Source organism: Pseudomonas sp. D5(2026) (assembly GCF_057766845.1).
Map to the genome: position 1 here is coordinate 4792850 of NZ_CM173421.1, position 14093 is coordinate 4806942.

The 14093-nt window shown below is 62.5% G+C and carries 9 protein-coding genes; all 9 read left to right on the forward strand.

What is annotated here, in order from left to right; genetic code table 11:
* The 9 genes from AC3B5Q_RS22195 (at position 1) to AC3B5Q_RS22235 (ending at position 14068) form a co-directional block, all read left to right on the forward strand.
* Positions 1 to 1443 (forward strand): sigma-54-dependent transcriptional regulator, encoded by a 1443-nt coding sequence (locus AC3B5Q_RS22195; protein WP_021784786.1) that lies wholly within the window; start codon positions 1 to 3, stop codon positions 1441 to 1443.
* Between the two features lie 914 nt (positions 1444 to 2357).
* Positions 2358 to 3740, forward strand: a complete 1383-nt coding sequence (locus tag AC3B5Q_RS22200; protein ID WP_021784787.1) for a polynucleotide adenylyltransferase PcnB — start codon at positions 2358 to 2360, stop codon at positions 3738 to 3740.
* Entirely contained in the window at positions 3737 to 4216 is a 480-nt protein-coding gene (gene folK, locus AC3B5Q_RS22205; RefSeq protein WP_021784788.1) for a 2-amino-4-hydroxy-6-hydroxymethyldihydropteridine diphosphokinase, read from the forward strand. The genes AC3B5Q_RS22200 and folK overlap by 4 nt, the downstream gene beginning before the upstream one ends.
* Positions 4217 to 4478: 262 nt before the next feature.
* The gene (gene panB / locus AC3B5Q_RS22210; RefSeq protein WP_021784789.1) at positions 4479 to 5279 is read left to right on the forward strand and encodes a 3-methyl-2-oxobutanoate hydroxymethyltransferase; all 801 of its coding nucleotides are present in this window, start codon (positions 4479 to 4481) and stop codon (positions 5277 to 5279) included.
* Positions 5276 to 6139, forward strand: coding sequence for a pantoate--beta-alanine ligase (gene panC / locus AC3B5Q_RS22215; RefSeq protein ID WP_021784790.1), 864 nt, complete (start codon positions 5276 to 5278; stop codon positions 6137 to 6139). Before panB ends, panC begins: the two co-directional genes overlap by 4 nt.
* Before the next feature lie 204 nt (positions 6140 to 6343).
* Positions 6344 to 8008 carry a glucose-6-phosphate isomerase gene (gene pgi / locus AC3B5Q_RS22220; protein WP_021784791.1) on the forward strand — a complete coding sequence of 555 codons (1665 nt, stop codon included), beginning with the start codon at positions 6344 to 6346 and terminating at the stop codon, positions 8006 to 8008.
* A gap of 198 nt (positions 8009 to 8206) precedes the next feature.
* Entirely contained in the window at positions 8207 to 10141 is a 1935-nt protein-coding gene (acs, locus tag AC3B5Q_RS22225) for an acetate--CoA ligase (protein ID WP_021784320.1), read from the forward strand.
* 42 nt (positions 10142 to 10183) lie between these two features.
* On the forward strand, positions 10184 to 11053 hold the full coding sequence (locus AC3B5Q_RS22230) for an oxygenase MpaB family protein (RefSeq protein WP_021784321.1): 870 nt from the start codon (positions 10184 to 10186) through the stop codon (positions 11051 to 11053).
* Between the two features lie 78 nt (positions 11054 to 11131).
* The gene (locus tag AC3B5Q_RS22235) at positions 11132 to 14068 is read left to right on the forward strand and encodes a DUF748 domain-containing protein (RefSeq protein WP_488392740.1); all 2937 of its coding nucleotides are present in this window, start codon (positions 11132 to 11134) and stop codon (positions 14066 to 14068) included.
* The last annotated feature ends 25 nt before the right edge of the window (positions 14069 to 14093 follow it).

Sequence of the window (14093 nt, forward strand, 5' to 3'; positions counted from 1 at the left end):
ATGCCGCACATTCTGATCGTCGAAGACGAAACCATCATCCGCTCGGCCCTGCGTCGTCTACTTGAGCGGAACCAGTACCAGGTCAGCGAGGCCGGCTCGGTGCAGGAAGCCCAGGAACGCTTCAGCATTGCCACTTTCGACCTCATCGTCAGCGACCTGCGCCTGCCAGGTGCCCCCGGCACCGAGCTGATCAAGCTCGGCCAGGGCACCCCGGTGCTGATCATGACCAGTTACGCCAGCCTGCGCTCAGCGGTGGACTCGATGAAAATGGGCGCGGTGGACTACATCGCCAAGCCCTTCGACCATGACGAGATGCTGCAGGCAGTGGCGCGTATTCTGCGCGACCGGCAGAACGCCCCGGCTGCTGCACCGCCTGCCGAGCCACGCGCCAGCAATGGCAAGGTTGCAGCCTCCGACAAAGGCAGTGCGACAACGGCCAATGGCGAAATCGGCATCATCGGCTCGTGCCAGCCCATGCAGGACATGTACAGCAAGATCCGCAAAGTCGCCCCAACCGACTCCAATGTGCTGATCCAGGGCGAGTCGGGCACCGGTAAAGAGCTGGTGGCCCGCGCCCTGCACAACCTGTCTCGCCGGGCCAAGGCACCGATGATCTCGGTGAACTGCGCGGCCATCCCCGAAACACTGATCGAATCCGAACTGTTCGGCCACGAAAAAGGCGCTTTCACTGGCGCCAGCGCCGGGCGCGCCGGCTTGGTGGAAGCCGCCGATGGCGGTACGCTGTTCCTCGATGAAATTGGCGAACTGCCGCTCGAAGCCCAGGCACGCCTGCTACGTGTGCTGCAGGAAGGCGAAATTCGCCGGGTAGGTTCGGTGCAGTCGCAAAAGGTCGATGTGCGCCTGATTGCCGCGACCCACCGCGACCTGAAAAACCTGGCCAAGGCCGGCCAGTTCCGTGAAGACTTGTATTACCGCCTGCACGTGATCGCCCTGAAGCTGCCAGCACTGCGCGAGCGTGGCAGCGACGTCAACGAGATCGCCAGCGTCTTCCTCGCCCGCCAGAGCGCTCGCATCGGCCGCGACGACTTGCACTTCTCGGCCGAGGCCGAGCAAGCCATTCGCCACTACAGCTGGCCCGGTAACGTGCGTGAACTGGAAAACGCCGTGGAGCGCGCGGTGATCCTCAGCGAGAGCGCAGAAATTTCCGCCGAGCTGCTGGGCATCGACATCGAACTGAGCGATCTGGAAGAGGACGACCTCCTCGACAATGCCCTGGTGGTGGCCGGCGCGGCCAACGCGAGCCACGAGCCGACCGAGGACCTGTCGCTGGAAGACTACTTCCAGCACTTCGTGCTTGAGCACCAGGACCACATGACCGAGACCGAACTGGCACGCAAGCTCGGCGTCAGCCGCAAGTGCCTGTGGGAACGCCGCCAACGCTTGGGCATACCACGACGCAAGAGCAACGCTACCAGCGAGTAATTCAACCTGCCCAGTGTTCGCCGCAGCAAGTGCGGCGCCTGTGAGATCGAGCGCCGCCCACGCGGCGCATCGCGAGCGAAGCTCGCTCCTACATCTGTTTCGGGCCAATCAATCCTGAGCCATTGGCGCGCGGCCCCTTGTGTGTCCCCTTCAATATCCTGTCGTGCACCGAGGGGGATGCGCGCCAATGGCACAGGCGCTGAACGGGGTGTGGCGAACACATCTGGCCTGGGAACACCCCAGGTAACACATCACCTCCCGTAAAAATCTGTTACCCACGCTTTCCGCCGTAACAGCCCCCGAGGCGTACGGTAACGAAATTCCGACATTTTCGACCTTCCGAAAATTGCGAAACCTGCTCAAGCCCTTGATTTTATTGGGTTTTGAAAAGTTGGCACGGCACCTGCTATATGTTTGGTACAAGAACAATAACAAGCACTGCAACTCAGAATAAGAACAAGACGAAACGGCTCACGCACAATAAAAACAAGACGGCGGAGGCGCAGCTAACTGATTCTTTTGGAGAGGATGCGTGTTTGGGGCTTGCCCCACAGCCAGGCAGAGAACAACAAAAACTGCACTAAAAAGCAGCGCCTGAACTGGTTGGATCGACAGATCAACGTGTCATCAGCGGCCAAAGCAATCCGTTTGCTCTTTACCCTCGGTTTGGGGGTCGTCCACAAGCTTCGAGATTTGTGGACAGGGCACTCAACAAAAACAAGAAGCCCAGCAAAAAAACAATAAGAGCACGCAATGACTTCTTGGGGAGCTTAGGCTCCCCTTGTCATTTCTACCCTTCTGGCAGGCATCCTGCTACCCGCCTACACCATTCCCCGAGTAAATGCTAGAATCCCCGCCCATCATGCGGCCATTCTCCTATTCTTGGCCGAACATTCCTTCACACAGTGCATCCCATGCTGAAGAAGCTGTTCCAGTCTTTCCGCCCGCCCGTACCGGGCCCGCACCACAGGCGCACCACGCCCGAGGTGATCAACAAGAGCCAGCATTCGCTGCAGCGCCACCAGTTCAGCCGTCATGCGGTCAACATCGTGGAGCGCCTGCAAAGCGCCGGCTACCAGGCTTACCTGGTCGGTGGCTGTGTCCGCGACCTGATGCTGGGCATTACGCCGAAGGACTTCGACGTGGCCACCAGCGCCACCCCCGAACAGGTCCGTGCCGAGTTCCGCAACGCCCGCATCATTGGTCGCCGCTTCAAATTGGTCCATGTGCATTTCGGCCGTGAGATCATTGAAGTCGCCACCTTCCGCGCCCACCACTCCGAGGGCGATCAGGGCGATGCCCACCGTTCGTCGCATAACGCCAGTGGTCGCATTCTGCGAGACAACGTGTACGGCACCCTGGAAGAGGACGCGCAACGCCGCGACTTCACCATCAACGCCCTGTACTACGATCCGGTCAGCGAACGCATTCTCGATTACGCCAACGGTGTGCACGACGTGCGCAATCGCCTGCTGCGGCTGATCGGGGACCCGACCCACCGCTACCAGGAAGACCCGGTGCGCATGCTGCGCGCGGTGCGTTTTGCTGCCAAGCTCGACTTTGGCATCGAAAAGCACACCTTCCTGCCGATTCGCGGTCTGGCCCCGATGCTGCGCGAGATTCCACCCGCACGCCTGTTCGAGGAATGCCTCAAGCTGTTCCTCAGCGGCCAAGGTGCCATGGCCTTCGAAATGCTGGTCGATCTGGAGTTGTTCGAACCGCTGTTCCCGGCCAGTGCCCACGCGCTGGACGAGCGGCCGACCTACACCCACACGCTGATCAGCCAGGCGCTGAACAACACCGACCTGCGCGTGAAGCAGGGCAAGCCGGTGACGCCAGCCTTCCTGTTTGCGGCTCTGCTCTGGCCAGCTCTGCCGGCCCGTGTGCTGCACCTGCAGAACCAGGGCGTACCGCCGATCCCGGCCATGAACGGTGCGGCCCACGACCTGATCGCTGAGCAGTGCGCGCGCATTGCCATCCCCAAGCGTTTCACCCTGCCGATCCGCGAAATCTGGGACATGCAGGAGCGCCTGCCGCGCCGCAGCGGCAAACGCGCCGACATGCTGCTGGACAACCCGCGTTTCCGCGCCGGTTACGACTTCCTGCTGCTGCGTGAAAGCGCCGGGGAAGAAACCGACGACCTGGGCCAGTGGTGGACCGATTACCAGGACGCAAACGACAGCGAGCGCCGCGAGATGATCCGTGAGCTTGGCAGCCGCGACGAAAGCGCCGGCCCGCGCAAGCGCAAGCGCAGCGGCAGCAAACGCAAGCGCAGTGGCGACGAGGCGTTCGAGTGACCATTCGCGCCTACATAGGCCTGGGCAGCAACCTGGACGCCCCTGCCGAGCAGTTGCGTAGCGCCCTGCAGGCGCTCGACCAGGTCGAAGCCACGCGCCTGGTAGCCGCCTCGGCCCTGTACACCAGCGATTCGCTGCTGCCCGGCCAACCGCGCTACACCAATGCTGTCGCCGCCTTGGACACCGCCCTGGCACCACTGGCATTGCTCGATGCGCTGCAGGCCATCGAAAACGACCAGGGCCGCGTGCGCAAAGAGCGCTGGGGCCCGCGCACGCTGGATTTGGACATCCTGCTGTTCGGTGACCAGGTGCTCGACCAGCCACGCCTGAAAGTGCCGCATTACCACATGCATGCCCGCCCCTTCGTGCTGTATCCGTTGGCCGAACTGGTACCGGGCGATTTCCGCCTGGCCGATGGCCGCGCCCTCGCGCAACTGCTCGACGAATGCCCGTTCGTCGGCCTGGAACGCCTGTAAACCGGGCGTTCCAGCCTGCATTGCCACCTCGGTAACGCCAGTAACACCCTGATCGTAACAATGCGGTAACAGGGTGATTGACTTCCCACACCTCGCTCACGACTATAGGCGTCCCGTGTGGCACCAAAGTGCCGCATACCCGTATTTAGGCCCGGACGGACCTGTGCCCGAACATCACGCGCGATGATGTGCCGCTCCGGAAGATGACTACACGCGTTGAATGCAGTCGTTTTTTACAGCGCCTGAACGAGGAATTTCCTACATGCCTGAAGTAACCCTTACCACCCTTAACGGCCTCAAGGCCAAGGGTGAAAAAATCACCATGCTGACCTGCTACGACGCGACCTTCGCCAAGGCTGCCAGCCAGGCCGGCGTTGAAGTGTTGCTGGTGGGCGACTCGCTGGGGATGGTCCTGCAGGGCCACGACAGCACCTTGCCGGTCACCACGGCGGAAATGGCCTACCACACCGCCAGCGTCAAACGCGGCAACGACGGCGCGCTGATCCTCACCGACCTGCCGTTCATGGCCCACGCCACGCCGGAGCAGGCCTTTGCCAACAGCGCCACACTGATGCAGGCCGGCGCCCACATGGTCAAGATCGAAGGCGCAGCCTGGCTGGCCGAAACCATCCGCTTGCTGGCCGAACGTGGTGTGCCAGTGTGCGCGCACATGGGCCTGACCCCGCAAACCGTCAACGTGCTGGGCGGCTACAAAGTGCAGGGCCGCCAGGAAGCCCAGGCCCGGCAGATGCGCGCCGACGCCATTGCCCTGGAACAGGCCGGTGCGGCCATGCTGCTGCTCGAATGCGTCCCCAGCGAACTGGCGGCGGAAATCACCAACGCCGTAGGCATCCCGGTAATCGGCATTGGCGCCGGCAACGCCACCGATGGCCAGGTGCTGGTACTGCACGACATGCTCGGCCTGTCGCTGAGCGGCCGGGTACCGAAGTTCGTGAAGAACTTCATGCAGGGCCAACCGGATATCCACAGTGCCCTCGTCGCTTACGTCGAGGCAGTCAAGCAAGTCAGTTTCCCAGGCAGCGAACACGGGTTCAGTGCATGAATACAGTCAAGACCGTCCGCGAACTGCGCGCGGCAGTGGCCCGCGCTCGCGGTGAAGGCAAACGCATCGGTTTCGTGCCGACCATGGGCAACCTGCACAGTGGCCACGCAGCCTTGGTATCCAAGGCGGCGCAGCGCGCCGATTTCGTGGTCGCCAGCATCTTCGTCAACCCGCTGCAATTTGGCGCCAACGAAGACCTCGACAAATACCCACGCACCCTGGCAGCCGACCAGGAGCGCCTGGTGCAGGCCGGCTGCAACCTGCTGTTCGCGCCCACCGTGGAAGAGATGTACCCCGACGGCATGAGCGTGCAAACCCGTGTCAGCGTGCCCCAGCTTTCCGAAGGCCTGTGCGGCGCCAGCCGGCCTGGGCACTTCGAGGGTGTGGCCACCGTAGTGAACAAGCTGTTCAACATGGTCCAGCCAGACCTCGCCGTGTTCGGCGAAAAGGACTATCAGCAGCTGGCGGTGATCCGCGCCATGGTGCGCGACCTGAACATGCCGATCCAGATCATCGGCGAACCCACTGTGCGTGCCGAGGATGGCCTTGCGCTGTCATCGCGCAATGGTTACCTCACGCCAGAGCAGCGTGCTGCTGCGCCAGCGCTGTACCGCACGCTGCAACACATCGCAGTGGGCATCGGCCGTGGCCAGCGGGATTTTGCCGCGCTGGTCGCTGAAGGCCAGGCACAACTGAGCGCAGCGGGTTTCCGCCCGGATTACCTGGAAGTACGCCATGCCGTAAGCCTGCGCCCGGCAGTGATCGATGATCGAGACCTGGTGGTGATTGCGGCGGCTTACCTGGGTAACACGCGGTTGATCGACAACCTCTACCTGCATGTGGAAGAGAAGACCGCATAATGGCCTTGGGCTGCCTGCAGCCCATTCGCAGGCAAGCCCGCTCCTATATTCACTTGCAGGAGCGGATTTGCTTACAAAGTCCCCCAAAATCCCCCTGCCATACCCATTCCCAGCGCGTGGCCTTTGCCTATAATGATGCCAGCCTGAACCCGGCAATGACTGCCGTGTCCAAGCCCTCACCACGCACCAAGGGACCCCCGCGCAATGGCGTATTACCGTACACCCCACGATGTGACGGCCCTGCCCGCCTGGCAGGCGCTTCAGAAACACCGCGACGCCATGCAAAGCTTCAGCATGCGCGAAGCCTTCGCCGCCGATGCCAAGCGCTTCGACCAGTTTTCCCTTAGCGCTTGCGGCCTGTTCCTCGACTACTCGAAAAACCTGATCACCGAGCAAAGCCGCGATCTGCTGGTCAACCTGGCCAATGAAGTGGGCCTGCAGGACGCCATCAAGTCGATGTTCGGTGGTGAGATCATCAATGCCTCCGAAGGCCGCCCGGTGCTGCACACCGCCTTGCGCCGGCCTGTAGGTGACAAACTCAGTGTCAACGGCGTGAACGTCATGCCGGAAGTGCACAAGGTGCTCAACCAGATTACCGAACTGGTCGGCCGCATTCACGATGGCCTGTGGCGCGGCTACAGCGAAAAGCCAATCACCGACGTGGTCAACATTGGTATTGGCGGTTCCTTCCTTGGCCCCGAGCTGGTTTCCGAAGCGCTGCTACCCTACGCCCAGCGCGGCGTACGCTGCCATTACCTGGCCAACATCGACGGCAGTGAGTTCCACGAACTGTCGGCCAACCTGCGCGCCGAAACCACCTTGTTCATCGTCTCGTCGAAGTCGTTCAATACGCTCGAGACGCTGAAAAACGCCATGGCCGCGCGGACCTGGTACCTGGCCCAAGGCGGCTCGGAAGCCGAGCTGTACCGCCACTTCATTGCAGTTTCCAGCAACAAGGCCGCTGCTGTAGCGTTCGGTATCCGCGAAGAAAACATCTTCCCGATGTGGGACTGGGTGGGCGGGCGCTACTCGCTGTGGTCGGCCATCGGCCTGCCGATCGCCCTGGCCATCGGCACTGCCAACTTCAAGGAACTGCTGTCCGGTGCCTACACCATGGACCAGCACTTCCAGACCGCACCGTTCGACAAGAACATGCCGGTGCTACTGGCTCTGCTGGGCGTGTGGTATGGCAACTTCTGGGACGCGAACAGCCACGCGATCCTGCCGTACGACCACTACCTGCGCAACATCACCAAGCACCTGCAGCAGTTGGACATGGAATCCAACGGCAAGAGCGTGCTGCAAGACGGTACCCCGGTGAAGACCGACACCGGGCCGGTAATCTGGGGCGGCGTGGGTTGCAACGGCCAGCACGCCTACCACCAGTTGCTGCACCAGGGCACCCAGCTGATTCCGGCCGACTTCATCGTGCCGGTGGTGAGCTTCAACCCAGTGGCCGACCACCACCAGTGGCTGTACGCCAACTGCCTGTCGCAGAGCCAGGCGCTGATGCTGGGCAAAACCCGCGAGGAAGCCGAAGCCGAATTGCGCGGCAAAGGCCTCAACGAAGCGGACATCGAAAAGCTGGCCCCGCACAAGGTGATCCCGGGTAACCGCCCGAGCAACACGTTGGTGGTCGAGCGCATCAGCCCGCGCCGCCTGGGCGCGCTGGTGGCCATGTACGAGCACAAGGTGTTCGTCCAGAGCGTTATCTGGGGTATCAACGCCTTCGACCAGTGGGGCGTCGAGCTGGGCAAGGAACTGGGCAAGGGCGTTTACCAGCGCTTGGTCGGCAGCCTGGAAGACAGCGCCGAAGACGGTTCTACCCAGGGCCTGATCAACTACTTCCGCGGCCGTCACCGCGGGTGATTTGATACCTTCGCCGGCCTCTTCGCGGGCTTGCCCGCTCCCACAGGTACAACACAGCCCTCGACGACTGTGCAGTACCTATGGGAGCGGCCAAGCCCGCGAAGAGGCCTGCCCAGGTTGAACACCGCTCCCAGCTACACTGTCTTATCGAATAGCCGTTGCAGTCCATCGCCCCTTACAAGAGCAGGACCACCCGCCATGTTCGATATCCGCAAATACCCCCAGGCCCTGGCTGTCAGCCAGTCCGCCGCCCTCACCCCCGAAGACTACCGCCGCCTCTACCGCCAGTCGGTCGAAGACCCAGACACCTTCTGGGCCGAACAAGCCAAACGTCTGGACTGGATCAAGCCCTGGTCGAGCGTGCAGCAATGCGACCTGCATACCGGCAAGGCCCGCTGGTTCGACGGTGCGCAACTCAATGTCAGCTACAACTGCATCGACCGCCATCTGGCCCAGCGCGGCGAGCAACCGGCCTTGCTGTGGGAGGGCGACGACCCCAAGGACTCCAAGGCCATCACCTACCGCGAACTGCACCGTCAGGTCTGCCGCCTGGCCAATGCAATGAAAGCGCGTGGTGTGAAGAAAGGCGATCGGGTGTGCATCTACATGCCAATGATCCCCGAGGCCGCCTTCGCCATGCTTGCCTGCACCCGCATCGGCGCCATCCACTCGGTGGTGTTCGGCGGTTTCTCCCCCGATGCCCTGCGTGACCGAATTCTCGATGCCGACTGCCGCACCGTGATCACTGCCGATGAAGGTGTGCGTGGCGGTAAGCGCATCCCGCTGAAACAGAATGTCGACAAGGCCCTGGCCAACTGCCCAGCGGTCAGTAGTGTATTGGTGGTGCGCCGCACTGGCGGCGATGTGGCCTGGGCCGAGGGCCGCGACCTCTGGTACCACGAAGCGACGGAGGCCGCCGGCGACGACTGCCCTCCTGAGCCGATGGAAGCCGAAGACCCGCTGTTCATCCTCTACACCTCCGGCAGTACCGGCAAACCCAAAGGGGTGCTGCATACCACCGCCGGCTACCTGCTGCAGGCAACGATGACCTTCAAGGTGGTGTTCGATTATCGTGACGGCGAAGTGTTCTGGTGCACCGCCGATGTCGGCTGGGTGACCGGCCACAGCTACATCGTCTACGGCCCGCTGGCCAATGGCGCAATCTCGCTGATGTTCGAAGGCGTGCCCAACTACCCGGACACCTCGCGCTTCTGGCAGGTGGTGGACAAGCACCAGGTGAACATCTTCTACACCGCCCCGACCGCCCTGCGCGCCCTGATGCGCGAGGGCTCCGCGCCACTGCAGAGCACCTCGCGCAAAAGCCTGCGCCTGCTGGGCAGCGTCGGTGAGCCGATCAACCCGGAAGCCTGGGAATGGTATTTCGAGGAGGTCGGGCAGAAGCGCTGCCCGATTGTGGATACCTGGTGGCAGACCGAAACCGGCGGCATCATGCTCACCCCACTGCCCGGCACGCAGTCGCTCAAACCCGGCTGCGCCACCCAGCCAATGTTCGGCGTGCAACCCGTGCTACTGGATGAAAAAGGCAAACTGATCGAAGGCCCCGGCGCCGGCCTGCTGGCAATCAAGGCCAGCTGGCCCGGGCAGATCCGCAGTGTCTACGGCGACCACCAGCGGATGGTCGACACCTACTTCAAGCCTTTGCCTGGCTACTACTTCACCGGCGACGGTGCCCGCCGCGACGCCGATGGCGACTACTGGATCACCGGGCGCATCGACGATGTGATCAACGTTTCCGGGCACCGCATCGGCACCGCGGAAGTAGAAAGCGCACTGGTGCTGCATGACAGCGTGGCGGAAGCCGCAGTGGTCGGCTACCCCCACGACCTCAAGGGCCAGGGCGTCTACGCCTTCGTCACGACCATGAATGGCGTGTCGCCGGATGACGCACTCAAGGCCGAGCTGTTTGCCCTGGTCAGTAAGGAAATCGGCAGTTTCGCCAAGCCTGAGCTGATTCAGTGGGCGCCAGCGCTACCCAAGACGCGCTCAGGCAAGATCATGCGGCGTATACTGCGCAAAATCGCCTGCAACGAGCTGGAAAACCTGGGCGATACCTCGACCCTGGCCGACCCAAGCGTGGTACAGGGCCTGATCGACAAACGCCTCAACCAGTAACCGGCGGCCGCCAACCATGGCCGCCCTGCACAACAGGTCGCCATGGAAGCCCTTCGTCGCCGCATCGAAACCCAGGTCATGAGCCTCACTGGGCTGGCCCTCGGCCAGCTCGACCTGGAGTCGCCCAAGGGCGACCCCGGCCTGTTCGGCCCACACAGCATCAGCTGGCGGGTACATGGCGACTTCCCTAGCATGCTGGTCGGTGGCATCAGCGCGCTAATGCTGCAGTTGTTGCATCCTCTGGCCCTGGCCGGTGTATGGGACCACTCCAATTTTCGTGAAGACCTGCTCGGCCGCTTGCGCCGCACCAGCCAGTTCATTTCCGGCACCACCTTCGGCGCCACCGGCGATGCCGAGTGGCTGATCGACAAAGTGCGCACCATTCACCTGCAGGTCACCGGCACGGCACCAGATGGCCGCCCCTATGCGGCCAGCGACCCGGATCTGTTGACCTGGGTGCACGTAGCGGAGGTCAGCAGTTTCCTCGCCGCCCACCTACGTTACCGCAACCCACACCTGCCACGCGCCGAGCAAAATGCCTATTACAACGAAATCGCCCTGATCGCCGAGCGCCTTGGTGCCCGTGACGTACCGCGCTCGTGCCAGCAAGTTGAAGACTATCTGCAACACATGCGCCCGCAGCTGCACTGTGATGCGCGCAGCCATGAGGTCATACAGATCCTGCTCGACGCCCCGGCCCCCAGCCGCCTGGCACAGCCGGTTGGCAAACTGATGCTGCACGCGGGTATCGACTTGCTGCCCGGCTGGGCCCAGGCCATGCTCGGGCTGCAGCATGGGCCCCTGCAGCAGCGCCTGATCCGCCTGGGCCTGCGCGGCACCGCGCCGGTCCTGCGCTGGGCAATGCGCGACGGCTCGGCACACCGGGCCAAACGGCGCATGGGCATTGATTGAGCGCAAAAGGTCGCCCCTGCGGAACTGATTTAACGTGCCATACTCCAAGCACTCCGGCTTAGACAGACGAAGCGACACATGTACAAAGGATTGACTCGCGCCGCTGGCGCAATCGTGGCCCTGGTAGCCCTGTATAGCCTGCTCGGCTTTCTCGTTCTTCCCGGTGTTGCACTGCGCATCGCCAACCAGCAGTTGGCCCAATACGCCACCGTGCCGGCCCACCTCGAGCGGATCGAACTCAACCCCTTCAGCCTCGAGCTGACGCTGTGGGGCCTGCAGATCGGCGAGCCGGGCAAGGAGCAGGTCGGTTTCGAGCGTCTTTACGCTAACGCCTCGCTCGACAGCCTGTGGACCAAAGCCCTGCATCTGGAAGCAGTGGAACTTGACAAACCGCGCAACGAAGTGCTGTTCGCCAAAGACGGCACCCTCAACCTGACCGGATTGTTCAAACTACCGGCCAGCGAAGCCAAACCCGAAGAGCCACCCAGCGACCCGTTCCCGCTACGTATTGGCAGCATCAAGCTCGTCGAAGGCTACCTGCACTTCGAGGACCTGCGCCCCAGCGAGCCGATCGAGTTCCTCTACGACAACATGAGTCTGGAGCTGAAAAACCTCAGCACCCTGCCCAACGACAGCGCCGACATGACCTTGGTGGCCAGCGGCCCCAACGGCGGACGCGTGGACTGGAAGGGTACACTGAGCCTGTCGCCGATCGCCTCCGAAGGCACACTGAAGGTCACTGACGGCAAGATGAAGCTGTTCTGGCCCTACGTGCGCGATGCCGTGCCTCTGGTGCTGGAAGACGGCGTGTTCAACCTCGATACGCATTACACGCTCAACCTCGCCAAACAGACCGAGCTGCTGCTGGATAACGCTTCCGTACAGATCGCGCCATTCGCCATCAAGGCGCCGGATGGCCGACCGCTGGCACGCCTGGCCAGCCTGGCGGTTAGCGAAACTTCCATTGATCTGGTCAAACAGCAGGTCATCGTGGGCAAGGTCCGCAGCGAAAAACTCGAAACCTGGGCGGCGCTGGAAAAAGACGGCCAGCTCGACTGGCAGAAGCTGTTCGCCAGCCAACCCGCCAAGGCCACGCCGAAGGAAAAGGCCGAGCCAGCTGCCGCAGAACCTACGCCTGAAGAGAAAGCTGCCAAGGAGCCAAGCAAACCCTGGCAAGTGCTGCTCAAGGACGTGCAGTTGCGCAATTACCTGGTGCACCTGGCAGATCGCAGCCAGAAGGAACCGGTAGCGTTGGACATTGGCCCTCTCAATGCCGACCTGCAAGGTTTCGACAGCCTCAACCAGTCGCCCTTCACCGTCAAACTCGACACTGGTGTGGGCAAGCAAGGCAAGCTGCAGGCCGCAGGCCAAGTCAACCTGGCACCGATATGGGCAAAGCTGGATGTGAGCACCCGCGACATCGACCTGCGTGTGGCCCAGGCCTACATCAGCCCGTTCATCCTGCTGGAGCTGCGCAGTGGCATGCTCTCCAGCGACCTCAAGGTCGACCTGAAGAACACCGCACCGCTGGCCTTCAATGTTACCGGCAAGGCGCAGGTCAGCCAGTTGCATACCCTCGACACCATCAAGAGCCGCGACTTCGTCAAATGGCAACAGGTGAGCGTGGACGGCTTGTCCTACGTGCACGGCGATGCACTGTCGATCGACAAGGTGACCCTGCTGCAGCCCTATGCACGCTTCATCATCAACGAAGACCGTACTACCAACGTCAATGACCTGCTGATCCCGCAACCGGCCGGCGCCCCGACGAGCAGCCAGGCCAAGCCGACCACGGCCAGCAACAGCAAGCCGCTCGGCATCCATATCGGCCAGATCGACATCAAGGACGGCTCGGCCAACTTTGCCGACCTGTCGCTTACCCCCAACTTCGCCACGGCCATCCAGCAACTCAACGGCCAGATCGGCACCATCGACAACCGCAAGCCGCTGCCGGCCAAGGTCGACGTCAAGGGCAAGGTAGACCGCTACGCTCCGGTTACCATCAAGGGCGCACTCAACCCGTTCAACCCGCTGGCCAGTCTGGACATTGCCACCAGCTTCAAGCGCGTCGAACTGACCACGTTGACCCCCTACTCCGGCAAGTTCGCCGGATTCCGCATCCGCAAGGGCCGGCTGAATCTGGACCTGCACTACTTGATCACCAACGGCCAACTCAAGGCCGAGAACAAGGTAGTAGTGGAACAACTGCAACTGGGCGAGAAAGTCGACAGCCCGGATGCGGTCGACCTGCCGATCCGCCTGGCGGTGGCATTGCTGAAGGATACCGAGGGCAAGATCTCGATCGAGCTGCCGGTGTCTGGCGACCTCAACAACCCGCAATTCAGCGTGATGCCGATCGTTTGGCAAACCCTACGCAACCTGGTACTGCGCGCGGCGCAGGCGCCATTCAAATTCATTGGCGGGCTGATCAGCGGCGGCGGCTCGGAAGACCTTGGCAACGTGGCGTTCGCCCCGGGCTCCAGCGAACTCAGCGGCGATGCCCAGGCGTCCCTGGACAAGCTGGCATCCGCACTGAAAGAGCGCCCGGGACTGCGCCTGGAAATCGAAGGCACCAGCGCCCAGGCCAGCGACGGCCCGCTGATCGCCCAACAGCGTCTGGAGCGTGAGTACCAGGCCACCTGGTACAAAATCCTGCAGCGACGGGGTGACAAGGTGCCGGCCAATGCCTCGATGCTGGTGGTCGACGACAGCGACAAGCCCGCGATGCTCGAAGGCATTTACCGCAGCCGCCTGAAAAAGCAGCCGCCAGCAGAATGGGAGCAACTGAGCCGTGACGAGCGTACCGCCAAGCTGCGCGAGGCGGTGATCAAGTCATGGGCTGAGAGTAGCGCATTGCTGCGCACACTGGGGCAGGAGCGGGCCAGCAGTATCAAGGATTACCTGGTGGACAAGGGCAAGCTGGAAGATGACCGGGTGTACTTCATCGATACCAGCCTGGGCCAGCCTGAGAGCGATGGGCGGGTGATTACGCCGATGCACCTGGATGCCGAGTAATCCCCTCTGGCAGGCCTGGCCTCTT

What these genes read in the sequence shown, in the direction of transcription:
- AC3B5Q_RS22195 (WP_021784786.1), top strand. Translation starts at nt 1, where the DNA reads ATGCCGCACATTCTGATCGTCGAAGACGAAACCATCATCCGCTCGGCC.
- AC3B5Q_RS22200 (WP_021784787.1), top strand. Translation starts at nt 2,358, where the DNA reads ATGCTGAAGAAGCTGTTCCAGTCTTTCCGCCCGCCCGTACCGGGCCCG.
- panB (WP_021784789.1), top strand. Translation starts at nt 4,479, where the DNA reads ATGCCTGAAGTAACCCTTACCACCCTTAACGGCCTCAAGGCCAAGGGT.
- panC (WP_021784790.1), top strand. Translation starts at nt 5,276, where the DNA reads ATGAATACAGTCAAGACCGTCCGCGAACTGCGCGCGGCAGTGGCCCGC.
- pgi (WP_021784791.1), top strand. Translation starts at nt 6,344, where the DNA reads ATGGCGTATTACCGTACACCCCACGATGTGACGGCCCTGCCCGCCTGG.
- acs (WP_021784320.1), top strand. Translation starts at nt 8,207, where the DNA reads ATGTTCGATATCCGCAAATACCCCCAGGCCCTGGCTGTCAGCCAGTCC.
- AC3B5Q_RS22230 (WP_021784321.1), top strand. Translation starts at nt 10,184, where the DNA reads ATGGAAGCCCTTCGTCGCCGCATCGAAACCCAGGTCATGAGCCTCACT.
- AC3B5Q_RS22235 (WP_488392740.1), top strand. Translation starts at nt 11,132, where the DNA reads ATGTACAAAGGATTGACTCGCGCCGCTGGCGCAATCGTGGCCCTGGTA.